At 70.4% G+C, this 24,213-nt stretch carries 21 protein-coding genes; 8 read left to right on the top strand and 13 right to left on the bottom strand.

What is annotated here, in order from left to right; genetic code table 11:
- Positions 1 to 28 precede the first annotated feature (28 nt).
- Positions 29 to 934: an LLM class flavin-dependent oxidoreductase gene (locus tag OG207_RS22340; RefSeq protein ID WP_329100238.1), complete on the top strand. Its 906-nt coding sequence runs from the start codon at positions 29 to 31 to the stop codon at positions 932 to 934.
- Between the two features lie 64 nt (positions 935 to 998).
- Here OG207_RS22340 and OG207_RS22345 read toward each other — a convergent pair whose 3' ends face one another.
- The 3 genes from OG207_RS22345 to OG207_RS22355 form a co-directional block, all read right to left on the bottom strand.
- Positions 999 to 4,025, bottom strand: a complete 3,027-nt coding sequence (locus OG207_RS22345; RefSeq protein WP_329100239.1) for a tetratricopeptide repeat protein — start codon at positions 4,023 to 4,025, stop codon at positions 999 to 1,001.
- Positions 4,022 to 5,914, bottom strand: a complete 1,893-nt coding sequence (locus tag OG207_RS22350; protein ID WP_329100240.1) for an HSP90 family protein — start codon at positions 5,912 to 5,914, stop codon at positions 4,022 to 4,024. Before OG207_RS22350 ends, OG207_RS22345 begins: the two co-directional genes overlap by 4 nt.
- A gap of 142 nt (positions 5,915 to 6,056) precedes the next feature.
- Positions 6,057 to 6,596, bottom strand: coding sequence for an RNA 2'-phosphotransferase (locus OG207_RS22355; RefSeq protein ID WP_329100241.1), 540 nt, complete (start codon positions 6,594 to 6,596; stop codon positions 6,057 to 6,059).
- 142 nt (positions 6,597 to 6,738) lie between these two features.
- On the opposite strand from OG207_RS22355, the gene OG207_RS22360 reads away from it, so the two are divergent.
- On the top strand, positions 6,739 to 7,536 hold the full coding sequence (locus OG207_RS22360) for an aquaporin (protein WP_329100242.1): 798 nt from the start codon (positions 6,739 to 6,741) through the stop codon (positions 7,534 to 7,536).
- Between the two features lie 191 nt (positions 7,537 to 7,727).
- Here OG207_RS22360 and OG207_RS22365 read toward each other — a convergent pair whose 3' ends face one another.
- From OG207_RS22365 to OG207_RS22380, 4 genes are read right to left on the bottom strand one after another with little or no spacing between them, the layout of a single operon-like run.
- On the bottom strand, positions 7,728 to 8,642 hold the full coding sequence (locus OG207_RS22365) for a MerR family transcriptional regulator (protein WP_329100243.1): 915 nt from the start codon (positions 8,640 to 8,642) through the stop codon (positions 7,728 to 7,730).
- Positions 8,643 to 8,652: 10 nt separating this feature from the next.
- The gene (locus OG207_RS22370) at positions 8,653 to 9,573 is read right to left on the bottom strand and encodes a metal-dependent hydrolase (protein ID WP_329100244.1); all 921 of its coding nucleotides are present in this window, start codon (positions 9,571 to 9,573) and stop codon (positions 8,653 to 8,655) included.
- The gene (locus OG207_RS22375) at positions 9,570 to 11,360 is read right to left on the bottom strand and encodes an SDR family oxidoreductase (protein WP_329100245.1); all 1,791 of its coding nucleotides are present in this window, start codon (positions 11,358 to 11,360) and stop codon (positions 9,570 to 9,572) included. The genes OG207_RS22370 and OG207_RS22375 overlap by 4 nt, the downstream gene beginning before the upstream one ends.
- Positions 11,357 to 12,226, bottom strand: a complete 870-nt coding sequence (locus OG207_RS22380; RefSeq protein ID WP_329100246.1) for a M24 family metallopeptidase — start codon at positions 12,224 to 12,226, stop codon at positions 11,357 to 11,359. Before OG207_RS22380 ends, OG207_RS22375 begins: the two co-directional genes overlap by 4 nt.
- Positions 12,227 to 12,443: 217 nt before the next feature.
- Between OG207_RS22380 and OG207_RS22385 the strand changes: the two genes are divergently transcribed.
- The 5 genes from OG207_RS22385 (at position 12,444) to OG207_RS22405 (ending at position 16,678) form a co-directional block, all read left to right on the top strand.
- Positions 12,444 to 13,433 (top strand): ABC transporter ATP-binding protein, encoded by a 990-nt coding sequence (locus OG207_RS22385; protein WP_329100247.1) that lies wholly within the window; start codon positions 12,444 to 12,446, stop codon positions 13,431 to 13,433.
- Positions 13,423 to 14,310 (top strand): ABC transporter permease, encoded by an 888-nt coding sequence (locus OG207_RS22390; RefSeq protein ID WP_329100248.1) that lies wholly within the window; start codon positions 13,423 to 13,425, stop codon positions 14,308 to 14,310. The genes OG207_RS22385 and OG207_RS22390 overlap by 11 nt, the downstream gene beginning before the upstream one ends.
- Positions 14,307 to 15,218, top strand: a complete 912-nt coding sequence (locus tag OG207_RS22395; protein WP_329100249.1) for an ABC transporter ATP-binding protein — start codon at positions 14,307 to 14,309, stop codon at positions 15,216 to 15,218. The genes OG207_RS22390 and OG207_RS22395 overlap by 4 nt, the downstream gene beginning before the upstream one ends.
- A 21-nt stretch (positions 15,219 to 15,239) precedes the next feature.
- Positions 15,240 to 15,959 carry an ABC transporter permease gene (locus tag OG207_RS22400; protein ID WP_329107785.1) on the top strand — a complete coding sequence of 240 codons (720 nt, stop codon included), beginning with the start codon at positions 15,240 to 15,242 and terminating at the stop codon, positions 15,957 to 15,959.
- Positions 15,960 to 16,042: 83 nt separating this feature from the next.
- Positions 16,043 to 16,678 carry a rhomboid-like protein gene (locus OG207_RS22405; protein ID WP_329100250.1) on the top strand — a complete coding sequence of 212 codons (636 nt, stop codon included), beginning with the start codon at positions 16,043 to 16,045 and terminating at the stop codon, positions 16,676 to 16,678.
- Positions 16,679 to 16,800: 122 nt separating this feature from the next.
- On the opposite strand, the gene OG207_RS22410 is transcribed toward OG207_RS22405, so the two are convergent.
- From OG207_RS22410 to OG207_RS22420, 3 genes are all read right to left on the bottom strand, one after another.
- Complete coding sequence (locus OG207_RS22410) at positions 16,801 to 18,066, bottom strand: IS701 family transposase (RefSeq protein WP_329095407.1); 1,266 nt, start codon at positions 18,064 to 18,066, stop codon at positions 16,801 to 16,803.
- Positions 18,067 to 18,131: 65 nt separating this feature from the next.
- Complete coding sequence (locus OG207_RS22415; protein WP_329100251.1) at positions 18,132 to 18,788, bottom strand: response regulator transcription factor; 657 nt, start codon at positions 18,786 to 18,788, stop codon at positions 18,132 to 18,134.
- Positions 18,789 to 18,798: 10 nt separating this feature from the next.
- Positions 18,799 to 19,794 (bottom strand): sensor histidine kinase, encoded by a 996-nt coding sequence (locus OG207_RS22420; protein ID WP_329100252.1) that lies wholly within the window; start codon positions 19,792 to 19,794, stop codon positions 18,799 to 18,801.
- A 163-nt stretch (positions 19,795 to 19,957) separates the two neighbouring features.
- Here OG207_RS22420 and OG207_RS22425 point away from each other — a divergent pair, with 163 nt between their 5' ends.
- Positions 19,958 to 20,500 (top strand): hypothetical protein, encoded by a 543-nt coding sequence (locus tag OG207_RS22425; protein WP_329100253.1) that lies wholly within the window; start codon positions 19,958 to 19,960, stop codon positions 20,498 to 20,500.
- Positions 20,501 to 20,638: 138 nt separating this feature from the next.
- Here the strand turns inward: OG207_RS22425 and OG207_RS22430 are convergent, their stop codons facing one another.
- From OG207_RS22430 to pheA, 3 genes are all read right to left on the bottom strand, one after another.
- Complete coding sequence (locus OG207_RS22430) at positions 20,639 to 21,451, bottom strand: HAD family hydrolase (protein WP_329100254.1); 813 nt, start codon at positions 21,449 to 21,451, stop codon at positions 20,639 to 20,641.
- The gene (gene serS / locus OG207_RS22435; protein WP_329100255.1) at positions 21,448 to 22,725 is read right to left on the bottom strand and encodes a serine--tRNA ligase; all 1,278 of its coding nucleotides are present in this window, start codon (positions 22,723 to 22,725) and stop codon (positions 21,448 to 21,450) included. Before serS ends, OG207_RS22430 begins: the two co-directional genes overlap by 4 nt.
- A gap of 526 nt (positions 22,726 to 23,251) precedes the next feature.
- Entirely contained in the window at positions 23,252 to 24,187 is a 936-nt protein-coding gene (pheA, locus tag OG207_RS22440) for a prephenate dehydratase (protein ID WP_329100256.1), read from the bottom strand.
- Positions 24,188 to 24,213 lie beyond the last annotated feature (26 nt).

Here is a 24,213-nt window from a genome sequence, read left to right on the forward strand (position 1 = left end):
AAACATCGCCTCGCCGTAGGCTCGAAGCATGAGTCTGCGTCTGAGCACCGTGATCCTTCCGGTACGTCGATGGCACGAGGGAGGACGGGATCAGTGGCTCCGGGCAGAGCAGCTCGGGTTCCACACGGCCTACACCTACGACCACCTGTCCTGGCGGACGTTCCGCGACGGCCCGTGGTTCGGCGCGGTGCCCACCCTGACCGCAGCGGCCACCGCTACCGGGCGGCTGCGCCTGGGCACGCTCGTCACCTCGCCGAACTTCCGTCACCCGGTGACCCTCGCCAAGGACCTCATGAGCCTGGACGACATCTCCGGCGGGCGCATCACGCTCGGCATCGGTGCGGGCGGCAACGGCTTCGACGCGACCGCGCTGGGCCAGGAGGCCTGGTCCCCGCGCGAGCGCGCCGACCGCTTCGCCGAGTTCGTGCCGCTGCTGGACCGGCTCCTGACCGAGGGCTCGGTCAGCCACGAGGGGACCTTCTACTCCGCCGAGGAGGCCCGCAACATCCCCGGCAGTGTGCAGCGGCCCCGGCTGCCGTTCGCGGTCGCCGCGAACGGACCGCGCGGCATGCGGCTCGCCGCTCGACACGGCCAGGCCTGGGTGACCACGGGCGACCCGAAGCTCTTCGAGGAGGGCACGCCCGAGCAGTCGCGCGAGGCCCTGCGCGGGCAGCTCGAACGGCTCGGCACGGCCTTCCTGGAGATCGGGCGGGACCTGGAGCCCGTGGAGAAGATCCTTCTGACCGGCTTCACGCCGGAGGCCAACACCGTGCTGCAGTCCGTGGACGCGTTCGTCGACTTCGCCGGCCGGCACCGCGATCTGGGGTTCACCGAGATGGTGATCCACGCCCCGATCCCGAACTCCGAGTTCGCCGCCGACGAGGCCGTGTTCGAGAAGATCGCCACAGAGGCCCTGGCCCAGCTCGACAGCTGATCCGTGATCCGCCGGTCGTCGTCGCCGCTCGCACCAGCGGCGACGACGACCGGGAGGGCGATGACTAGTCGCGGTCGTTCAACTGCGCGAGCAGGCGCTCCGCGGCCGGCAGGAGCCAGTCCGGCACGTCGTCATCGGGCAGCGCCCGCGCCTCGTCGATCAGCGCGGAGACGCGCGCGGCTCCCGCGTCCGCCTCACCCCGCTCCTGCTCGGTCCAGGCCGCGTTGTTCAGGCACTGGAACCGGTCCCGCAGATGGTCGGGGCCGAGCTCGGCATAGACCCGGGCGGCCCGGTCCCACAGCTCGATCTCCTCCAGGCGCAGCTCGTCGACCTCCGCGGGGCTCAGCCGGGCCGCCGGCTCCGCCCCGGCACGGGGGAGGCCCTGGTCCTCGCCCTCCTCGCCCTCCTCGTCAGCGGCCTCGTCGGCCTGCTCGTTCATGTTGACGTGCCGGTCGAGTACTTGTGCCAGCTGGTGCCAGGTCTGGGCGAGTTCGGACTGCAGCGCAGGAGCTCCGGGATCCGCCGCCAGGGCCGCCTCCAGTACCTCGACAGCCTCCGCCATCCGCTTCCGGGCCTCCGCCACCGCCGCGACGGTGACCTCCTCACGCAGTCCCAGCCAGGCCAGGGAGCGCAGGATCCGCACCTCGGCGACCGGGAGCTCGCCGGTCAGCCGGTGCAACTCCAGAGCCCGCTCGTACGCGGCGACCGCCTCCACGGCCAGTCCCGCGTCGTTCAGGGTGTCGGCGGCCGAATGCGCGAGGCTCGCCTGCGGACGCGGATCCTCCCAGCTCTTGGTGACCTCGGCCGCCAGCAGGTACTGCTCCGCTGCCGGCCGGGGTTCGTTCAGCCGGCGCAGCAGATCGCCCAGGAACTCCCGTACGGACACCGCCTGCTGGTCGCCGTGCTCCAGCAGGTCCGCTAGCGCCGACTGCAGGACCTCCGCCGCCTCTGCGTTCCGGTTGTCCTCCGCGTACGCCCGGGCCAGCAGCAGCCTGGCATGCGCGCCGCCGTCGGCCGTGAGTCCGGCCTGGTCGAACCAGTGGGCTGCGGCCAAGGCGTGCTCCGCGCTCTCCGCGGCCGCATCGCCCCGTCGCAGCAGGATGTCCGAGAGGGTCAGCCGTACGACGCCTTGCGTCTCGGCGTCGGTCACCTCGGCGACGTGCTCCAGCGCGGAGCGCGCCGCGGCCTCCGCTTCCTCGGGCCGCTCCAGCGTCAGCAGTACCCCGGCCCGCAGCACCAGCGGGTCCACGGCCTGCCACGGCCGGCCGGCCAGGGCGGCCCGCGCGGCGGACGCCTTGAGCAGTGGCAAGGCCCGCTCCGGGTCGCCCTGCGTCAGGGCCACCCGGCCCAGCATTTCCTCGGCCTCCGCCACCAGATCCGCCAGGGTGCCCTCGTGGGCGGCGATGAAATCGGTCAGCTCGGTGGCCAGCTTCCCGTGGTGGTCGTGGTGGTCGTGGTGGTCGTCCGTGTCGGGCGTCTCCACCGAGCGCAGGTACGACTCCATCCGGATCGTCCACAGTTCCACGAGCGCGATGCGCCGGGCCCGCAGCGGCTCGGTGGCGTCCAGTGCCTCGGCGGACCGCAGGGCGACACGCAGCAGTTCCCGGACCTCCGTCGGCGCGGCTGCGGACTGTGCTGCCACACCGGCCAGTCGTAGCTCCGCGAGTGCCGCCCGCTCGGCGAGCCCGAGCGCCCGGTAGTCGTCCCGGACCGACCTCAGCAGTTCCGGCGCCACCGTGGTCCCGCTCCGCCCGGCAGCCAGAGCCTGCTGGTCCGCGAGGTCGACGCGGACCAGCGGATCGGTCTCCGGGTGCGCGTCCAGTCGGACCGCCACCTCGGCCCACAGTGCGTCCGTACCCGGATGACCCAGTTCCCGGGCCCGGCGGGCCCGCTCCACCAGCTCGGTGAAGGCGGCGGCCGTCCGGTCCGGCCCGGGGCCGGGTGGAGCGGGCGCGGGGGCCGAGGCGGTGTGCGGCAGCGCCGCGCTGCGGACCCCCAGCGGCAGCTCGGCCAACAGCGGCTCACGGCCCATCTGTGCGAGGAACCGGTCCGAGACCCGGGTCGTGCCGTTGCGCGCGTCGAACTGCCGGGCGATGTCGAGGCAGCCCGCGTACAGCACCTCGTACAGCTCGTCGACGGTTCGGGGGCTTCCTTCGTAGGGCACGGCCGGGGTGCGCCCGTGCCCCAGTTCCCGCAGGCGGCGCAGCAGCACGAGGATGCCGCCGTGGAAATCCAGCCGGTCGTCGAGGTTGGCGAGCGGAGCCACGTGGGCGGCGTGGTCGGCCAGGATCTCCAGGCCGCGCGATTCGTTGCCGGTGAGTGCGCAGAACTCGATGTGCTTGCCCACCGACGGCAGCAGGCTGTCGTTGCCGCGTGCCATGCGGTAGCCGCGCAGGTGGTGGGAGCGCGCCTCGTCGGCTCGGCCGAGCCGCAGCAGTGGCAGCAGCGAGGTGGCGAGGAGCCGGTGGGGCTCCTCGGCGCAGGTCAGTTCACCGTCGAGCACCGGCTTCCACAGCTCCAGGGCCTCGGCGTCGTCGCCGTGCAGGGCGGCGTACTGGCCCTGCCCGTTGAGTTCGCAGGCCCGGCAGTCGCTCATGCCGTCGCGCTCCGCGGCCAGCCAGCGCCGGAAGGCCCGATCGGCGCGTTCGTCCTCGCCGATCGCGTCGGCGAGCCACATCTCGGCCTCGCGGACGGGCCGTTCGCTGTAGCCGGCGATCCGGTAGCGGCGTTCCATCTCGTCCAGCCAGCCGGTGGCCGACTCCAGCGGAACCCCGGGAGAGTCGGAGATCGCCGTGGCCACCCACTTGAACTGCCAGAACAGCGCATGCGCCTCCCCATGGGAGAAGGCGCCCGGGTCCTTGTCGTACTCCTGGAGCAGTCGGGCGAAGGGGACCAGCATCTTGGAGGACTCGGAGCTGTAGAGGTAGGCGTTGATCAGGTTGTCCAGGGCCTCGCGGAACAGGGCCCGGTCACCGCTCGTCTCCGCCGCGCCGGCCAGGGCTTCGGCGTGCGCGTTGCGTGCGGCGCCGTTCGGCGATTCGCGGTTCTCCGCCAGACCCCGCACGATCTCCCCGCGCGTCAGCGTCGTCATTTCTGGTCCTCCTGGGCGTCGCGGGAACCGGTGGAGTGGGTCGCCCATTCCAGGAGCCCGAGGAAGGCCCGGTTGAGCAGGGTGGAGTCGGCGGGGCGCAGCGGCCGCTGGGACATCAGCAGGGCCTGCCCGTAGAGCGATTCGACGGCCGTACCGGTCAGTGCTTCGTCGGGCAGCGCGGCGATCCGGCGGACGAGCGGGTTGTTGTGGTTGAGCACCAGACGGGCGCGCGGCGCGGAGCCGCGCAGCGCGCCGAGGATGCCGCTCCACAAGGAGTCGGCGCTCTCCAGCGCGGCGGTGCGGTCGCGCTCCTGGCGGGCCTGCCGGTCGTCGAGGTACAGCGCCGGCACGGCGACGGGCTGGAATGCGCGCAGCACCACGTCACAACCCTGGGCTTCCAGGCGGGCGCGCGCCGTGGCCAGGAAGGGGGCGAGGGCCAGTTCGGCCGCGGTGGGCACCGGGTCCAGCCGCTCGGTGACGGCCCCGGCGTCGAGTTCGGTGACCTTGAGTTCCGGCCGTACGGCGGGCAGCAGGGCCAGTAGGTCCGCATCGTAGGTGTATCCGGCGTTGATGACGCCGAGCCCGTGGGCCGCGGCGATCGGTGCGATCTGCCGGAACTCCTCGACGGTGCGGGTGAAGTGGATGTCCGTGTGGGCGGCCGCGAACTCCTGGAGGCTCATCGAGCCGTCGCTGGTCTCGAACGGCAGCCACGGCAGCATCAGCCCGAGCAGCTCGGGGTCGTGCCGGGCCATGGACTTCACGCCGAGGTGGTGGACCTGCAGGAAGGCGGCCAGGCGCTCCGGATCGCTGGCCGCGAGTTCGGCGAGCCAGCCGCGGACACGGGCGCCGAGGGCATCCCGTACGGCGGCGAGGGTCTCGTCGTCGTACAGGTTCTCGCGGGAGGCGGTGGGGCGCAGGGTGTCCGTGTCGAGGACGGCGCGGACGAAGAACGCCCAGTCGGGCAGCAGGTTGTCGGCCCGGTCGGTGAGCAGCATGCCCTTGAGGTGGACGCGGTGTCCGGCCCGGTGGGCGGGGCTGGTCGGTTCCGGAAGGACGTACGCCACCCCCCGTACGCCGGCGACCGGCAGGTCGAGGTCGATGCTGTCGAGCGGGGTGAAACCGAAGAGCTGCGCGCAGTGCCCGGCGAGCGCGACGCGACGGGCGGCCGGGGTGGGGAAGGGACGGTCCCACACGGCGGGCCGGTCGGTGACGGGGCGCGGCTCGCCACCCTGGCCGTCGTCGAAGGTGATCTCGTACGGCAGCAGGGAGCCGTAGTCGCGGGCCAGTTCTTCGACCTTGGCCGGGACGGCCCATTCCGCGGCGCCCGGGCGGGCTTCCAGTACGACGGTGGTGCCGGGTTCCGGCCGTGCCTCGTGGGGCAGTTCGCGGACGGTGTACGAACCATCGTCCGTGGCCAGCCATTCGACGGGGGCGGCCTGCGGGTCGCGGGCGGAGCGGGTGACTACCCGGATCTGGCGGGCCACGACGAAGCACGCGAGCAGGCCGATGCCGAACTGGCCGAGGAACTCCTGGCGGGTCGTTTCCAGGCCCTGCTCGTTGAGATCGCCGTCGCCGCCGCGCTTGGAGCTGCGGCCGATGGTGGCGAGCAGGGAGTGGGCCTCGGCGGCGGTGAGGCCGATACCGGTGTCCTCGATGGTCACGCGGTCGCCGGACGCCGAGAGTCGGATGCGGACCTGCGCCGCCGGGTCGAGGGCGTGCCGCGCGGTGATCGCGTCCACCGCGTTCTGCAGGAGCTCGCGGACGTAGACGCGCGGGCTGGAGTAGAGGTGGTGGGAGAGGAGGTCGACCAGGCCGCGCAGATCGACCTGGAAGCTGTGGGGTGCCGACGGCGGTGTGGACGTGGGCGTGGACGGGGACGTGGACGTCATGGGGCGTCACCTCGCGTGCATGCAGGGATGGTTCGGCGATCGCGAGGTCCCCCCCTCACAGATCCCGGAGTGGTTCACACATTAGGGGGATGGTCGGACAATCTCTGCGTGAATTCCGGCGCCCCGGATGCCTGGCCCGGGATTACTGGAAGCGCAGGAACTGCGGCGGTACGGCATCCACCAGCCACACCCCGTTGGCGCTGATCCGGAAGACGTGTCCGGCTGCTCGCATCGCCCCGGCGTCCACGCTGAGCACGACGGGCCGGCCGCGTCGCGCGCCGACCCGGGTGGCGGTCTCCCGGTCGGGGGACAGGTGCACGTGGTGGCGGGCCATCGGGCGCAGGCCCTCGGCGCGGATCGGTTCCAAGGCGGCGGCGACGGTGCCGTGGTAGAGGTAGGCGGGCGGTTCGGCCTCCGGCAGGTTCAGGTCCACGGCTACGGTGTGCCCCTGGTTGGCCCGGATCCGGGTGCCGTCGACGGCGAACCGCTGCTTGTCGTTGGCTGCGACGACGTGGTCGAGCTCGGCCCGGCTGAAACGGAAGCCGTGCGCGGCCGCCGCGCGCAGCAGGTCGTCGATCTCCACCCAGCCATGGGGATCGAGCACCAGTCCGATCCGTTCCGGCTGGTGTCGCAGGTGTTTCGAGACGTACTTCGACACCTTCACGGTGCGTCTTTCATCCATGGCCCCAGCGTGCCCGGTCGGTCGGCCCCCCGGCAGGGATTTTCCGGGGCGGCCGGTGGTGACAGGTGGTGGACACCCTCTATCGCTCTTCCAAGATGCGGAATATATTTTCCGCTGCCACTTCTGTTGAGAGGGAGAAACCATGACAGCCCCACCCTCACTGTCACGCCGCGCCGCTGCTGAGCTGGTCGGTACCGCCGGCCTGCTCGTGGTCGTGATCGGCTCCGGGCTCAAGGCCGCCGAGCTCAGCCGCGACACCGGTGTCGCCCTCATCGCCAACTCGTTCGCCTCGGCCATCGGCCTCGGGCTGATCATCACGATCTTCGGGCCGCTGTCCGGCGCCCACCTCAACCCGGTCGTCACCCTCACTTCCTGGTGGTCCCGGCGGACCGGCGGCGAGGGTCTGGGGGGCGGCGATGCCCTCGTCTACACCGTTGCCCAGAGCGTCGGAGCCATCGGCGGCGCCCTGGTCGCGGACGTCATGTTCGGCCGGATCCCGGGCACCTTCGCCACCCAGGTGCGCGACGGCGGTCACCTGCTCATCGGCGAGGTGGTCGCCACCGCCGGTCTCGTCCTCCTGATCCAGGGCCTCGGCCGGATCGGGCGCTCCGGTCTCGTCCCGGTGGCGGTCGCCGCGTACATCGCGGCCGCGATCTGGTTCACCTCCTCCGGGTCCTTCGCCAATCCGGCGGGCACCATCGGGCGCAGCTTCAGTGACTCCTTCACCGGCATAGCCCCCCAGTCGCTGCCCGGATTCGTTGGCGCCCAGCTGGTCGGCGCGATCCTCGGCCTGGCCCTGGCCGCCCTCCTGTACGGGACCGGGAGGAGTGCCGGGACAGGGGCGGGTGCCAGGTACACCTTCGGGTTCGGCCGGAGTGCGAAGGCGGCGCCTGTGGACGGAGCGAGCCCAGCCAAGGTGGCGTACGAGACCGTGGGGTGAGACGGAAGCTCAGTTGCCCACAGGAAAAGGGGGCTTGTCCACAGCCGTTTGGGCGGGTTTTGACGACAAACGCGTGATCCGCCCTGTGGACCCCGTGGACCCTGTGGAATCCGGGGATCCTGTGGAATCCGGGGACCGGCCCCGACCCGCCCCGACCGAACCTTTCGTCGTCACCACCCGCCCAGGCGTTGTTACTGCTCCCGTCGGCGCGCCAGATCATTCATCGTCCGGGCCTGGAGCTCCCGCTCCGTCGCGGCCCGGACGAACTCCGCGACGTGGTCGGCACCCACCAGATCCTGTACGGCCCGTACCGTCGCGGCCGGCAGCGCCACCGGCGCGGGCCCCGTCGGCCCCGGTGCGCCGGCCGACCCCAGGTGCCGCTGGAGGTGTCGGGTCGCGAAGAGCCGCATCGCCCGCGCCAGCTCCGCGTCCACGGTCTGCTGGGCCAGCGGCCGCAGCCGCCGCACCATGGTCGCCGCCTCCGCCGCGTCCGCGTCCGTGGGCGGCACCTGTCCGAGGTAGCGCGCGAAGACGTGCTCGGTGGTGAACTCCAGGAACCGCGAGGCGATGTGCTCCACCTGTCCCCGCAGTTCCCGCAAGTGCCCGGTGATCGCCGACAGCGGCACCCCGGCCGCATGCAGCTCGGCGGCCACCGCCAGCTCTTGCGGGGAGGGCACCAGGAACTGGTCCGGGCGCCCCGGGATCCGCTCCAGCACCCCGAGTTCGCACGCTTCGTCCACGGCGTCGTCGTCCGGGCGGCCGCCGAACCGCTCGTCCAGCTCCTCCCGGTTGATCCGGGTCGCCTCCTCGTCGGTCCACGGCCCGTGCACCTCGGCGACCAGCCCGAGTACGCCGCCCAGACCTCGCCCGGCGTCCCAGGCCTCCAGCAGTTCCTTGATGGAGGCCAGGGTGTAGCCGCGGTCCAACAGGTCCGCGATCTGGCGCAGCCGTGCCAGATGCGTGTCCCGGTAGACGTTGGAACGGCCCCGCCGCTCCGGTTTCGGCAGCAGGCCACGGTCCTGGTACGCCCGGATCGTGCGCACCGTTGCTCCACTGTGGTGCGCCAGATCCTCGATCCGGTACTCGGCTACCGCCTGATCGGACAATCCCGGCTCCCTACGACATCGCGGCTCGGCCGACCGCCCCCGCCGCGGCCCGGGCGGCAGGTGAAGCCGCAAGGTACTCGACCGCCCTGCGCAGCGAGCCCTCCTGCGAGGGATGGTACGACCGCCGGAAGTAGCGGGGTATGGCCATGCCGAGCTCTCTCCACGGAGGCAGTAGGCCCTTGGCCACCGCCCGGTTGTGCGCGCCGAGCGAGTAGCGCAGCCGACCGCCGAGCTCCGGGTCGTTGCGCATGAGGTACGAGGTCCCCCACACCCACAGCCACGCCAGTACGGGCGCGACCACGACCATCCCCTCGATGCGGCGCGCGTAGCGGGGCAGACCGGCTCCCCCGCAGTGCTGGTACATGTCGAAGGCGACGGAACGGTGCTCCACCTCCTCCGCGCCGTGCCAGCGCAGCAGGTCCAACATGATCTCGTCAGCCCCGGCCCGGTCGAGCCCGTCGGCCCGCAGCACCCAGTCCCCGAGGACCGCCGTGAACTGTTCGATCGCGGCGACCACGGCCAGCCGGAAGCGCAGCCACTCCCGCGCCGTGACCGGCACCCCGAACGGCGGGGCCTCCCCGAGCAGTTTCTCGAAGAGGAAGTCCACGTGCCGCGTGTACGCCTCCGTCGGCAGCCGTTGTTCGGCGAGGTGGTCCAGCACGGAGGAGTGCTGCACGCTGTGCGTGGCCTCCTGACCCATGAACCCCTTGACGTCACTGCGCAGCGCGGGGTCGGTGACCAGGGGAAGCCCCTCCTTGAGGACCCTGACGAACCACCGCTCCCCGGCGGGCAGCAGCAGGTGGAGCACGTTGATGACGTGCGTGGCGGTGGGCTCGTCCGGTATCCAGTGCAGAGGAGTGGTCTTCCAATCGAAGGCCACCCGGCGCGGACTGATCGGGTGCCGGCCGATCGGGTCCGCAGGCCCGTTCACAGCTTTGGCTCCAGCCGCGCGATGCGCTGCAGGGCACGCGGGGCGAAGCGGGACATCCACAGAGCGCCCTTGGACTCCGGAGTCACGGGTACGACGGCCTCGTTGCGCACCACCGCCCGCAGGATCGCGTCGGCGACCTTCTCCGGCGGGAAGTTGCGCAGCCCGTACAGCCGCGAGGAGCGTTCCTGGCGGCGCTTCTCCTCGGCCTCGTCCACCCCGGCGAAGCGCGAGGTGGCGGTGATGTTGGTGTTGACGATGCCCGGGCAGATCGCGGAGACCCCGATCGACTTCGAGGCCAGTTCCGCGCGCAGGCACTGCGACAGCATCAGCACCGCGGCCTTCGAAGTGCTGTAGGCGGGCAGGGTCCTGGACGGCAGGTAGGCGGCGGCGGAGGCGGTGTTGACGATGTGCCCGCCCTGGCCGCGCTCGGCCATCTGCTTCCCGAAGATCCGGCAGCCGTGTATGACCCCCCACAGATTGACGTCCAGGACCTTCTTCCAGTCCTCGGCGGTGGTGTCGAGGAAGGAGCCGGACAGGCCGATCCCGGCGTTGTTGACCAGGACGTCGACGATTCCGTACTCGGCGGCGACCTTCGCCGCGAGCTTCTCCATCGCCTGTTCGTCGCTGACGTCCACGCACTCGGCCCACGCCTCGGCGGCGCCGACGAGCCGGGCCATGTCGGCCGTGCGCGCCGCGCCTTCCGCGTCGCGGTCGACGGCGACCACGCGGGCCCCGGCCTCGGCGAAGGCGAAGGCGGTGGCCCGGCCGATGCCGCTGGCCGCGCCGGTCACCAGGACCAGCTGGCCCGCGAAGCGGTCGGCGTACTTGCCCGGGGCCTTCTGCTCCGGTGCCCGCGTCGCGGGCTCCTCCCGGTCGGTGACGAACTCGGTGATCCAGGCGGCCAGCTGGTCGGGCCGGGTCCGAGGCACCCAGTGCCTGGCGGGCAGGGTCCGCCGCAGCAGGTCCGGAGCCCACCGCTCCAGACCGTCGTAGAGCCGCTCGGACAGGAAGGCGTCCCCGGTCGGGGTGATCAGCTGCACCGGTACGTGGGCGTACGCGTCGGGGCGCGGCCGGCGCATTCGAGGCCGCACGTTGTCGCGGTAGAGCCAGGCTCCGTGTGCTGCGTCCGAAGGCAGTGAGGCCGTCGGATAGGAGCCGGCCGGAACCTCTTCGAGCCGCTGGAGCATGGCGGGCCACCGCTTGCCGAGCGGCCCGCGCCAGGCGAGCTCCGGCAGTACGGGGGTGTGCAGCATGTAGACGTACCAGGACTTGGCACCCTGGCCGAGGAGCTGCGCCGCCGCCCGCGGGGTGGGCCGCGCCATCCGCTTCTTGATCCAGTGCCCGAAGTGGTCGAGGGAGGGACCCGACATCGAAGTGAAGGAGGCGATCCTGCCCTCGGTACGGGCGATCGTGGCGAACTCCCAGCCCTGTACGGAGCCCCAGTCATGGCCGACCAGGTGCACGGGCCGGTCCGGGCTGACCGCGTCCGCCACCGCCAGGAAGTCGTCGGTCAGCTTCTCCAGGGTGAAGCCGCCGCGCAACGGCTGCGGTGCGGTGGAGCGCCCGTGGCCGCGTACGTCGTAGAGCACCACGTGGAAGCGCGTCGCGAGCCGCTCGGCGACCTCCGACCAGACCTCCTTGCTGTCCGGGTAGCCGTGCACCAGCAGCACCGTCGGCCGGCCCGTCTCACCAAGTTCGACGACGCACAGCTCGACCCCACCGGTGCTCACCCGGCGCTCGCGCGCACCCGCCAGGCCCACCGCTCCCGCTCCGCCCATGTCGCTCATGCTGCCTTCTCCTCGGCCCAGCGCCGCACGTGCGGCAGATCGTCGTCCAGCCAGAACGCGCTCTCCTCGGGGTCCCGGGAGTCGGTGACGACCAGGATCTCCTCGAACTTCGCGCCGGTACCCCGGAATCCGAGGTGGGGTTCCACCGCCCACAGGCCGGGCTGCGGCGGATGGTCGGAGAAGCGGTACGGGCTCCACAGCGGGGACCAGCCCTCACGGTGGCCGTGCAGGGCGTCACTCAGCAGTCCCTTGAGGGACTGGGTGCCGAAGCCGAAGGCGGTCGGAGACCAGCGCCGCTCCTTGACGCGATCGATCTTGTGCGCGATCACGCCGAAGGGATAGGCCCGGTGCCGGTTGGCGTAGCCCTGCCGGGTCATCAGCCGTTCGACGTCCTCGTAGATCTCGCGCAGGGAGCGGCCCTCGCGCACCTGCTCCAGGATCAGTACGCGGTGCGCCTGGAGGTCGGACATGAGCCGGTCTTGCACGGGATTGAGCCCGAGGCTGCCCGAATAGCCGATGTCCGCCGCGTACCCCTTGTAGACCGGTGCCATGTCGAGGATGAACGCCATCCCCGGCTCCAGCTTCCGGTTGGTGGGGAAGAACTGCAGCGGGAGCCGGAAGTTCGCGAAGGCGGTGCGGTCCCCGAACCAGGCGAAGGGCAGGTGGAACCAGTCCCGTACCCCGCGCTCCCCTAGCCATTCGCGCTGCATCCGCGCGGCCTCGCGCTCGGTCACCCCGGGACGCAGCTGGGCCGCGACGGCCTCGGCGCACTCGTACGAGAGGCGCTGCACCTCTCTGAAGCCGCTCAGGTCGGCGGAGCGTCGTCCGGAGAGTCGCGCGGTGCGTTGCTTGGTGTCCCCAGCCATATCAGCCCGTCCATCCGTGTAGCCGTACGCGCCCGTAAGTTGACACTGATGAATGTGACAATGACCGGAGATCACGTCAAGGGTCGTGCACGGACCTGTGGACAAAGTTGTCGGGTCCATATCAGCCTCCAGTACGGGCGTGTACGCCTGAAGGCTGAGACGGGATCCAGCTCCAGGTCTGACGTTTCACGAGAGCTGCCCCACTAACGTCGAACCCGTGACTGTCATCGCGACCGAAAGCCTGAGCAAGCGGTACCCCCGAGTGACCGCCCTCGACCGGCTCTCCCTGGACATCGGGCCTGGTGTGACCGGCCTCGTGGGTGCCAATGGAGCCGGCAAGTCCACGCTGATCAAGATCTTGCTGGGACTGTCCCCCGCCACCGAGGGCAGCGCCGCCGTGCTCGGCCTCGACGTCCACACGCATGGCAGCGCCATCCGTGAACGCGTCGGCTACATGCCCGAGCACGACTGCCTGCCACCCGACGTCTCGGCCACCGAGTTCGTCGTCCACATGGCGCGCATGTCCGGGTTGCCGCCGACCGCGGCCCGCGAGCGCACCGCCGACACCCTGCGCCACGTCGGGCTGTACGAGGAGCGCTACCGCCCCATCGGCGGCTACTCCACCGGCATGAAGCAGCGCGTCAAGCTCGCCCAGGCCCTCGTCCACGACCCCCAGCTGGTCCTCCTCGACGAGCCGACCAACGGTCTGGACCCGGTCGGCCGCGACGAGATGCTCGGCCTGATCCGCCGCATCTACACCGACTTCGGCATCTCCGTCCTGGTCACCTCCCACCTCCTCGGTGAGCTGGAGCGGACCTGCGACCACGTGGTCGTCGTCGACGGTGGCAAGCTGCTGCGCTCCAGCTCCACCAGCGACTTCACCCAGATCACCACGACCCTCGCGGTCGAGGTCACCGACTCCGACGCCCACCCGGACGGCACCGCCGCCCTGCGCAAGGCGCTCACAGAAGCCGGTGTCACCCTGCACGCCGGGGAGGAGCAGGGCCTGCCCGGAGCCGGCCACATCCTCCTCGTCGAGGCCACCGGCGAGCAGACGTACGACACCGTCCGCGACACCGTCGCAGAGCTGGGCATCGGCCTGGTCCGCATGGAGCAGCGCCGTCACCACATCGCGGAGGTATTCCGCGACAACAACCAGCCCTCGTACACCGTCCAGCAGAAGGGAGCCGGTTCCGATGGCGCCTGACACCTCGACCCAGATCCACAACATCGGCTACCGGTCCTACGACGGACCCCGGCTCGGCCGCGCATACGCCCGCACGTCGCTGTTCTCGCAGTCGCTGCGGGGCGCCTACGGCCTCGGCCGCTCCGCCAAGTCCAAGGTCCTCCCGATGCTCCTGTTCGCGGTGATGTGCGTGCCCGCGCTGATCATCGTCGCGGTGGCCATCGCAGTGCCCGGCTCCACCGACCTGCCGATCAAGTACACGACGTACGCCCTGACCACCCAGGTGATCATCGGCCTCTTCCTCGCGTCCCAGGCGCCGCAGTCGGTCTCGCGGGACCTGCGATTCAAGACGGTGCCGCTCTACTTCTCGCGGCCCATCGAGCGCGTCGACTACGTCGTGGCCAAGTACGCGGCCATGGCTTCGGCCCTCTTCGTCCTCACCGCGACCCCGCTGCTGATCATGTGGATCGGCTCGCTCCTCGCGAAGTTCGATTTCGCCCACCAGACCAAGGGATTCGGGCAGGGACTCGTGTCGGTTCTGCTGCTGTCGCTGCTCTTCGCCGGCCTCGGCCTGGTGATGGCCGCGCTCACCCCGCGCCGCGGATTCGGTGTCGCCGCGATCATCGCGGTGCTCCTGATCCCGTTCGGCGCGGTGACCGCGGTCCAGGGGATCTCCTACAGCACCGGCAACACCGAGGCCATCGAGTGGATGGGCCTGTTCTCCCCGATCACCCTCATCGACGGAGTGCAGACCGCCTTCCTGGGAGCCACCTCCGCCTTCCCCGGCGGCGAGGGCCCCTCGGCCGGTGTCGGCGTCGTCTACCTGCTCGTCGCCCTCGGCCTCATCGTCGGCTCCTACGCCGCCCTGATGGCCCGCTACCGGAAGGCCGGGCTGTGACCACCATCCACATCGACCACACCTCCCGCTGGTTCGGGAACGTCGTCGCCGTCAACGACGTGACCATGAACATCGGACCCGGTGTCACCGGGCTCCTCGGTCCCAACGGCGCCGGAAAGTCCACCCTCATCAACATGATGGGCGGCTTCCTCGCCCCCTCCACGGGCACCGTCACCCTCGACGGCGCACCGATCTGGCAGAACGAGCAGGTCTACAAGCAGATCGGCGTCGTGCCGGAGCGCGAGGCCATGTACGACTTCCTCACCGGCCGGGAGTTCGTCGTCGCCAACGCTGAACTCCACGGCCTCGACGACGCGGCCGCCCAGCGGGCGCTCGCCACCGTCGAGATGGAGTACGCCCAGGACCGCAAGATCTCCACGTACTCCAAGGGCATGCGCCAGCGCGTGAAGATGGCTTCGGCCCTCGTCCACGACCCGGCCGTCCTGCTCCTCGACGAGCCGTTCAACGGCATGGACCCGCGCCAGCGCATGCAGCTCATGGACCTGCTGCGGCGGATGGGTGACGCGGGACGCACCGTCCTGTTCTCCTCCCACATCCTGGAGGAGGTCGAGCAGCTCGCCTCGCACATCGAGGTGGTCGTGGCCGGTCGGCACGCCGCTTCCGGCGACTTCCGCAAGATCCGCCGCCTGATGACGGACCGCCCGCACCGCTACGTCATCCGCTCCTCCGACGACCGGGTGCTCGCCGCGGCCCTGATCGCCGATCCCTCCACCGCCGGCATCGAGGTCGACCACAAGGAAGGCGCGCTGCGCATCCAGGCCGTCGACTTCGGCCGCTTCACCGAACTGCTGCCCCGCGTGGCCCGGGCGCACGGCATCCGGCTGCTGACGGTCTCGCCCTCCGACGAGTCCCTCGAGTCGGTTTTCTCCTACCTCGTCACGGCCTGAAAGGAGCTGGCACCCATGTACGTGTACGACCCCACCGTTGCCCGGCTCACCTACCGGGCCCTGCTCGGCAGGCGCCGCGCGCTGATCCTCTTCGCGCTCCCCGCCCTGCTGATCGTCATCGCCCTCGTCGTCCGTGCCTTCGTGGGCGTGGACGACAAGGTCGCGGCCGACCTCCTCGGGGGCTTCGCCCTCGCCACCATGGTCCCGCTGATCGGTGTCATCGCCGGCACCGGCGCCATCGGCCCGGAGATCGACGACGGCTCCATCGTCTACCTGCTCGCCAAGCCGGTGAAGCGCCCGAAGATCATCATGACCAAATTGATCGTGGCGATCGCCGTCACGATGGTCTTCTCCGCGATCCCCACCCTGATCGCAGGCTTCATCCTCAACGGCAACGGACAGCAGATCGCCGTCGCCTACACGATCGCCGCCCTCGTGGCCTCGATCGCCTACAGCGCGCTGTTCCTGCTGCTCGGCACCGTCAGCCGGCACGCGGTCGTCTTCGGCCTGGTCTACGCCCTGATCTGGGAGTCGCTCTTCGGCAGCCTGGTCTCCGGAGCCAAGACCCTCAGCGTCCAGCAGTGGGCCCTGTCCGTCGCCGAGAAGGTCGCCGGGGACGGGTACGTCGACGCCACCGTCGGCCTTCCCACTGCCGTGATCCTGCTCTGCGCGGTCACCATCGGCGCCACCGTCTACGCGGGCCAGAAGCTCCGCCGCCTCACCCTGGCGGGCGAGGAGTAGGTCCTGTCACAGCTCATGCGAACCTGTGCCCCGCCCGGCCCACCGGTCGGGCGGGGCACAGGTTCGCGCGGCATCATCGGTGCATGGTCGCGCACACCGAGCCGGAGCCGTCCAGGCCACTGCGGTCCTGGATACGCTCCTCGCCCGGAACGCACATTTGGCTGCTGATCATCGCCGTCACCAGCATCATCGTCGCGATCGCACCCGACCAGGTCGACAGCGTCCTCCTCCACCGCAACAGCAGCAACATCAACCAGCTCGTCAAATACCCGGTCCGGGCACTCGTCAGCAGTGCCTTCTGGATCGCGAACCCGGCCTCCCTCGCCCTCTACGCCGTGCTCTTCGAGCTGTTCCACGCCCCCGTCGAACGCTGGCTCGGCACCCTGCGCTGGCTCCTGATCGTCGCGACCGCCCACGTCGTCGCCACCCTGGTCAGCCAGAAGATCCTCCTGACGGCCATCCAGGACCACCGGGCCCCGCACAGCATGACCCACGTCGTCGACATCGGCGTCAGCTATGGGCTCGCGGCCTCCATCGGCGTCCTCACCTACCTGCTCCCCGGCCCCTGGAGATGGCTCTACCTGGCCGGAGCGCTCGCTTTCTTCGGGATGCCGTTGGTCACCGGTGGCACCTTCACGGACCTCGGCCACGCCATCGCGCTCTCCGTCGGCCTGCTCGCCTGGCCGCTCACCCGCAACGTTGTTTCACGTGAAACATGACGGGGATCTAGTAGGGCTTGGTCAGGTTGGGGTTGGTGTGGGTATGCCGCGGTGGCAGGTGGGGCATGCGCCGGTCCATGTCGCGAGGAGGGTTTGTAGCTCGCGGACGACTTGGTAGAGGCTCAGGCCGGCGCCATGTCTTTTGGGGCTCTGGCCAGTCGTTGCAGGGTGCAGAAGGCGTGGGCGACGGATACGAGGGTGACGTGGTGGTGCCATCCGTTCCAGGTGCGTCCCTCGAAGTGGGCAAGTCCCAGGGCCTGTTTCATCTCGCGGTAGTCGTGCTCGATGCGCCAGCGGAGCTTGGCCAGGCGGACCAGGGTGGTCAGCGGGGTGTCGGCGGGCAGGTCGGAGAGCCAGAACTGAACGGGTTCGCCCTGGTCGGCCGGCCACTCGGCCAGCAGCCAGCATGCGGGCAGTTCCGGGCCCTCGACCGTGTGGCGGACCTCGCGACCGGCAGGCCGGATCCGCAAGGCCACGAACCGCGAGTACATCCGCTTGAAGCCGCTGCGGCCGGTGCCGGGCCGGGAGCCCTCACGCCATTGCACTGGCTTCGCCGTCTTCCGGCCGGCCGCGATGACCAGCTGTTTCACCGACTGCGGCTTGTCCGGGTACTTCGCCACGGGTGGCCGTCCGTTCCCGGAGTAGGGCTCGGTCACCGGCACGGCTTCGCCGGGCTGGGCCGAGAGGGTGGTGGAGATCCCCACCATGTAGTTGAGGCCGCGGGCCTGCAGGCCGTGCCGGAATGCCGCCGCGTCTCCGTATCCGGCGTCCGCGACGGCCAGCGGCACCTCGATGCCCCACGAGCGGGTCTCATCCAGCATGTCCAGGGCCAGCTGCCATTTCTCCACATGCCCGGTGTCGTCGGGAATGCCGCAGGCGGTGCGGCGGGCGACCTTGGCCGGGTCCGCCTTCGGCGAGGCGGGGTCCCAGGCCTCGGGCTGGAACAGCCGCCAGTTGACCGCCACCGAGGCGTGGTCCGAGGCCAGGTGCAGGGAGACGCCCACCTGGCAGTTGGTGACCTTGCCCGCAGTGCCGGTGTACTGCCGCGAGACACACGCCGAGGCATTGCCGTCCTTGAGGAAGCCGGTGTCATCGAAGATCAGCACGGTGGGCCGGATCGCCTTCTCCATGCTCCAGGCCAGCCGGGCCCGCACATGCGCGGGGTCCCACGGGCTGGTGGTGATGAAGTGGGCCAGGGCCTGACGGTTCCCGTCCTCGCCCAGCCGGGCGGCCATCGGCTCGACCGACTTGCGCTGCCCGTCCGTGAGCAGGCCCCGCAGGTAAACCCGCCCCCACCGACGCTGATCCTTACGCGCGAACGGCTCGAAAACCTCCGCCGCGAAGTCCTCCAACTCGCCACGTACAGCTGCAATTTCCTCCGGCGTCACACGTCTTGAACGACTCACCGAGCCCTTAGGACACGCAACACCAGCCCCAACCTGACCAAGCCCTACTAGTCGGCCTCAGCCTCCGGCTCCGCTTTGGCGATGCCGTGCTCCCAGGCCCAGGCAGCGATTCCCACCCGGTTGCGGGCCCCCAGCTTGGCCTGGACGTTCGCGATGTGGGTCTTTGCCGTCCCCGCGCTGATGAACAGTTCCGCGCCGATCTCGGCGTTGGTGAGCCCCCGCGCCACCAGGCGCACGATGTCCACCTCCCGCTCCGTCAGCGGATGCGCCGAGGGCCGGGCGACCGGACCTTCCTGCGTCAGCCGGCTCAGCAGCCGCACCGTGATCTGCGGACTGATCAGCGTGTCCCCCGCCATCGCCGCCCGCACCCCCTCGATCAGCAGTGCCGGCCCGGACCGCTTCAGCAAGAAGCCGCAGGCGCCGTTGCGGAGCGCCGTGTGCACGTATTCGTCCAAGTCGAAGGTGGTCACCACCACCACGCGCGTCTGCGGCGCCAGCAGCCGGGTCACCTCCAGCCCATCGAGCCGAGGCATTCGGATGTCCGCCAGCACCACATCGGGCCGAAGTTCCCTCGCCAGCGCCACCGCGCTCTCCCCGTCCGCGGCCTCCCCCACCACGGTCATGTCCGGCTGTGAATCAAGGATCAGCCGGAAACCGCTACGGATGTCCTCTTGGTCGTCGGCTATCAGGATGCGTGTGGTCACGCCGCCATGATCACCCGAGGGTGGGTCCCTGTGCCGGGAAGACGGCGCAAACCCGCCACCCGCCGTCGGCGCTCGGGCCGGCCCGCAGCGTCCCGCCCGCCGCCTCCACCCTGCCGCGCAGACCGGCCAGCCCGGTTCCACCCCGCCGCCGCAGCCCCAGTCCCCGTAGTCCGCCCGCGCCCCTGGCCGGCGCGGAGTTGGCCACGCTCAGCTCGATTCCCTCAGCGGCCCGGTACAGGCGCACCCGTACGACCGCCGCCCCGGGCGCGTGCCGGCGTACGTTCGTCAAGGCCTCCACGGCCACCCGGTAGGCGGTGGTGTCCGCTTCTCGTGACAACTCGCGGGCCGCTGCTGGATCGGCCTCCAGCACCCCACCCTCGAACCGTCCTACCAGCGAAGGTAGTTCCGAGGTCCCCGGGACCGAGGCGGAACGCGCACCGGCCGCCTCCCGCAGTGCGTGCACCGTCCGGTCCATAGAGGCGAGCGCGCCGAGCCCGGCCGCCTCGATCCGCTCCAGCGCGCGGACCGCTTGCTCGGGGTCCTTGTCCGCCACGAACCTGGCCGCCTGGGCCTGCACCACGATGGCGCTTACGTCGTGCGCCACGAAGTCGTGCAGATCCCGCGCCAGTTCCAGTTGCTGGTCACGCCGGCCGTCCCGGACGGCCCGGCGCATCCGGCTCGCCTGACGGCGCAGATATCCCCCGGCCGCCAGGGCCCCGAGAGCGGGCACCGCCCAGAACGCCGCAGCTCCACAGGCCTCCAGCCACGACGCCGTCCCCCACATCAGCGGTACCGGCCACAACGCGACGGCCGTGACGCCCAGCGAGGCCGCGACGGCCCCCGAGCGCACCGGGGACCAGCGGGCCACCAGGGCCAGCAGCGGCAGCAGTAGCCCCACCCAGACGAGCAACCACGCCGGGGGCGCGCCCAGGAACACCGCGAGGAGGCCGCCGATGCCAGCAAGGGCCAGCAACGGGGCGTACGCGGTACGGAGGTTGGCGGTCATGGCTCGACCCTACGATCGCGCCCCGGGACCGGCCATCCGCCGATCGGCAGAGCAGTACGGACATGACAGGACCCACCGGCCTGCCGATCGGCGGATGGTTCCGAAGGCCCCGTCCGACCAGGCTTGAGTCAGCAACCAGAAGCCCCTGAAAAGGACTTGTCAGATGACTTCCCACACCGTGGTTCGTGCCCCGCACACCGTGCCCGGAGTCTCCCCACGGCTTCGCCTGCTCGCCCGGCTCACCTCGCTGACCGTGCTTCCCAGCTGCCTGTGGCGGCTGGCGATCGCGGTCGGCATTCCCATGGGCTGGGGACCGGGCAGCGACCTGCACCACTCGTACTACCCGGGTACCGCGTCCCTGGTCCTCGTCTTCGTCTGCGTCCTGCAGGAGTGCCTCGGCCTGTTGAGCCTCGGTATGGTCCAGCGCTGGGGCGAGGAGCTGCCCGGCTGGATTCCCGTGCTGGGCGGAGGCCGGATCCACCCCCTGGTGGCGGTCGTTCCCGCGTCGCTGGGCGCGATCGCGCTCACCGGCATCACGGTCCTTGGTGCCTGGACCTGGAGCGAGACCAACGCCGCGAATCCCGATGCGCCGACCGGACTCGCCCTCCGGATCTTCGACCTCTCCTACGCGCCGCTGTTGCTCTGGGGCCCGCTGCTGGGCATCCTCACCGTCGCCTACTGGCGCCGCCGCCGCATCCACGGCTGATGCACGAAAATTCGCTGGTAAGGGACCTGCGCCAGGTGCAGAGTGAGTCGTGCGGGGAGCAACAAAAGGTCCGGGGCAGCCACTTCGAGCGCGCCTTGCGGCGCGGGCCGTCCCGGACCTTCTCCTACGTCATGCGCGCTACGCGGCGCCCAGCAGACGCTCCAGCACCACCGCGATGCCGTCCTCCTCGTTGGAGGTCGTCACCTCGTCGGCCACGGCCTTGAGCTCGGCGTGGGCATTGGCCATTGCCACCCCGTGCGCGGCCCAGCCGAACATCGGGATGTCGTTGGGCATGTCACCAAAGGCGATCGTGTCCGCCGCCTTCACTTTCAGCCGGCGCGCGGCCAGCGACAGACCCGTGGCCTTGGTCAGACCCAGCGGCAGGATCTCGACGATGCCGGGCCCCGCCATGACGATGTCGACCAGGCTGCCCACGGTCTCCCGGGCCACCTTGACGAGCGCGTCGTCGTCCAGCTCCGGATGCTGGATGTAGAGCTTGTTCAGTGGAGCCGCCCAGAGTGCCTTGGCGTCCTCCAGGTAGAGGGCCGGGAGCCCTTCCTGTGCCTGGTACCCGGGCCCGAACAGTACTTCGCCGTCCACCCCGTCCCGGCTGGCCGCCAACGCCAGCGGGCCGATCTCGGCCTCCAGCTTCGAGAGCGCCAGACCGGCCAGCTGCCGGTCCAGCGTCACCGAGGTCAGCAGCCGGTGCGCACCCGCGTCATAGACCTGTGCGCCCTGCCCGCAGACCGCGATCCCCTTGTAGCCGAGATCGTCCAGTACGTGCCGGGTCCAGGGCACGGCGCGACCGGTGACGATGATGTGTGCCGCGCCCGCCGCGGTGGCCGCGACGAGCGCTTCACGGGTGCGTTCCGAGACCGAGTCGTCGCCACGCAGCAGCGTGCCGTCGAGATCGGTCGCGACGAGCTTGTACGGGAACGGGGCCGGGCTCACTTGGCGATCGGCTCCAGGACCTCGCGGCCGCCGAGGTAGGGACGGAGGGCCTGGGGCACCCGTACCGAACCGTCGGCCTGCTGGTGGTTCTCGAGGATCGCGACGATCGTGCGCGGTACGGCGCACAGCGTGCCGTTCAGCGTCGACAACGGCTGGGTCTTCTTGCCGTCGCGGTAGCGGATCGACAGGCGGCGGGCCTGGAAGCTGTCGCAGTTCGAGGCGGAGGTCAGCTCGCGGTACTTGCCCTGGGTGGGGATCCACGCCTCGCAGTCGAACTTGCGCGAGGCGGAGGCGCCCAGGTCACCGGTGGCGACATCGATCACCTGGAACGGCAGCTCCAGGCTGGTCAGCCACTGCTTCTCCCACTCCAGGAGCCGCTGGTGCTCGGCCTCGGCGTCTTCCGGCGCGACGTACGAGAACATCTCGACCTTGTCGAACTGGTGGACGCGGAAGATGCCGCGGGTGTCCTTGCCGTACGTACCGGCCTCGCGGCGGAAGCACGGGGAGAAGCCGGCGTACCGCAGGGGCAGCTTCTCGGCGTCGATGATTTCGTCCATGTGGTACGCGGCGAGGGGGACCTCGGAGGTACCCACCAGGTAGAAGTCGTCCTTCTCCAGGTGGTACACGTTCTCGGCGGCCTGGCCGAGGAAGCCGGTGCCCTCCATGGCGCGCGGGCGGACCAGTGCCGGGGTCAGCATCGGGATGAAGCCGGCCTCGGTGGCCTGGGCGATGGCCGCGTTGACCAGCGCCAGTTCCAGCAGGGCGCCCACGCCGGTCAGGTAGTAGAAGCGCGAGCCGGAGACCTTGGCGCCGCGCTCGACGTCGATGGCGCCCAGCAGTTCACCGAGCTCCAGGTGGTCCTTGGGCTCGAAGCCCTCGGTGGCGAAGTCGCGGATGGTGCCGTGCGTCTCCAGGACGGTGAAGTCCTCTTCGCCGCCGACCGGGACGTCCTCGTGGACGATGTTGCCGAGTTGGAGGAGGAGCTGCTTGGCGGCCTCGTCGGCCTCGTTCTGCTCGGCCTCGGCGGCCTTGACGTCCTGCTTGAGCTGCTCGGCCTTCTTCAGCAGCTCGGCCCGCTCTTCGGGAGAGGCTTTGGAGACGAGCTTGCCGAGGGACTTCTGCTCATTGCGCAGTTCGTCGAAGCGCATGCCGGAGGACCTGCGGCGCTCGTCGGCGGAGAGCAGCGCGTCGACGAGTTCGACGTCCTCTCCACGGGCGCGCTGCGAGGCGCGGACACGGTCAGGGTCTTCACGGAGCAGCCGGAGGTCAATCACCCCTCCAGGCTACCGGGCTGGGCTTCTTCGGATCACACCGATATCACGCTGCGTGTCATTATGTCCCAATTGCAACGAATGGATAAGTCTTGGCGACTGACCGGAAGTGGCGCTTCTCGGAGCGTCAATAAAAGCGGTCCCATTCCCCGAAATGGGGCGGAATGTTGGCGGTCGGGCTGGCTCTGAGCAGGACTGGAGGGGCTTCTTGTCCACAGGAATTGCCGCCGCCTGCATCTTATCCACAGGCTGTGTGCCGCCTCTGTGGACACAGGAATAGATCATTCCTGATCGGTGGATGGGCAGGGTGAATCAGGGTTCAAACCACCCTCACACACTCATTCGGGTGGGAATGACTCGCCCCAAAGGGTTGATCGGCGATGCGGGGGTGACACCGTTCACCTCCCGCTCCCCAGAGCGAAACCTGAGTCTCCCGGGCGATTTGTCGACCTTGTCATGCCACTCTGTCGACTTGTCCCCAGGTCCCCATCTTCGCCTGTGGATAACTCTGTGGATAGTGGACGACGTCCTACGCCCGCCCGTCGAGGCAACGCCCCAGCCAGTCGGAGGCAGCCGTGAAGTCACCGTCGGAAGTCCCGGGCCGAGGAGTCCGGACATCACTCTGAGCAACACCGGCCCGCGGGTAAGACCCGAGGAAGCGGACCTGGGGGCAGGTCCGCTTGAGGCCCATGAGCGCCTCGCTGACCCGCCGGTCGGAGATGTGGCCCTCGGCGTCGACGGCGAAGCAGTAGTTGCCGATGCCCTGTCCGGTCGGACGGGACTGGATCAGCATCAGGTTCACCCCCCGGACCGCGAACTCCTGGAGGAGCTCCAGCAGCGCACCGGGGTGGTCGTCGCCGAGCCACAGCACGACGGAGGTCTTGTCCGCGCCGGTCGGCGCGGCCGGTCGGGCGGGGCGTCCCACCAGCACGAACCGGGTCTCGGCGTTCTCCGCATCGTGGATCTCGGTCACCAGCGGGACCAGCCCGTAGGTGGCGGCGGCGAACTCGCCCGCGAAGGCGGCGTCGAAGCGGCCCTCCTGGACCAGCCGGGCGCCGTCGGCGTTCGAGGCGGCCGACTCCCACACCGCGTCGGGCAGGTTCGCCCGCAGCCAGTTGCGTACCTGCGGCTGGGCGACCGGATGCCCGGTGACGGTCTTGACGTCCGACAGGGCCGTCCCGGGCCGCACGAGCAGCGCGAAGGTGATGGGCAGCAGCACCTCGCGGTAGATCATCAGCGGTTCGCCCGAGGCCAGCTCGTCGAGGGTGGCGGTGACCCCGCCCTCCACCGAGTTCTCGATCGGGACGAGGGCAGCGGCCGCCTCACCGTTGCGCACGGCGTCCAGGGCGGCCGGGACCGACACCATCGGGACGAGTTCCCGGGTCGCGGCTTCCGGCAGGGTGCGCAGGGCGGCCTCGGTGAAGGTGCCCTCGGGACCGAGATACGTGAAGCGGGTGGCTGACATGCGATCAGCCTAATGCCGGGGTGCCG

The organism is Streptomyces sp. NBC_01439, assembly GCF_036227605.1.
In the GTDB taxonomy this organism is placed as follows: domain Bacteria; phylum Actinomycetota; class Actinomycetes; order Streptomycetales; family Streptomycetaceae; genus Streptomyces.

Bases quoted from the DNA above. Each gene is read 5' to 3' on its own strand.
- OG207_RS22340 (WP_329100238.1), top strand. From the start codon at position 29: ATGAGTCTGCGTCTGAGCACCGTGATCCTTCCGGTACGTCGATGGCAC.
- OG207_RS22345 (WP_329100239.1), bottom strand. From the start codon at position 4,025: ATGACGACGCTGACGCGCGGGGAGATCGTGCGGGGTCTGGCGGAGAAC.
- OG207_RS22350 (WP_329100240.1), bottom strand. From the start codon at position 5,914: ATGACGTCCACGTCCCCGTCCACGCCCACGTCCACACCGCCGTCGGCA.
- OG207_RS22355 (WP_329100241.1), bottom strand. From the start codon at position 6,596: ATGGATGAAAGACGCACCGTGAAGGTGTCGAAGTACGTCTCGAAACAC.
- OG207_RS22360 (WP_329100242.1), top strand. From the start codon at position 6,739: ATGACAGCCCCACCCTCACTGTCACGCCGCGCCGCTGCTGAGCTGGTC.
- OG207_RS22375 (WP_329100245.1), bottom strand. From the start codon at position 11,360: ATGAGCGACATGGGCGGAGCGGGAGCGGTGGGCCTGGCGGGTGCGCGC.
- OG207_RS22380 (WP_329100246.1), bottom strand. From the start codon at position 12,226: ATGGCTGGGGACACCAAGCAACGCACCGCGCGACTCTCCGGACGACGC.
- OG207_RS22390 (WP_329100248.1), top strand. From the start codon at position 13,423: ATGGCGCCTGACACCTCGACCCAGATCCACAACATCGGCTACCGGTCC.
- OG207_RS22405 (WP_329100250.1), top strand. From the start codon at position 16,043: ATGGTCGCGCACACCGAGCCGGAGCCGTCCAGGCCACTGCGGTCCTGG.
- OG207_RS22420 (WP_329100252.1), bottom strand. From the start codon at position 19,794: ATGACCGCCAACCTCCGTACCGCGTACGCCCCGTTGCTGGCCCTTGCT.
- OG207_RS22425 (WP_329100253.1), top strand. From the start codon at position 19,958: ATGACTTCCCACACCGTGGTTCGTGCCCCGCACACCGTGCCCGGAGTC.
- pheA (WP_329100256.1), bottom strand. From the start codon at position 24,187: ATGTCAGCCACCCGCTTCACGTATCTCGGTCCCGAGGGCACCTTCACC.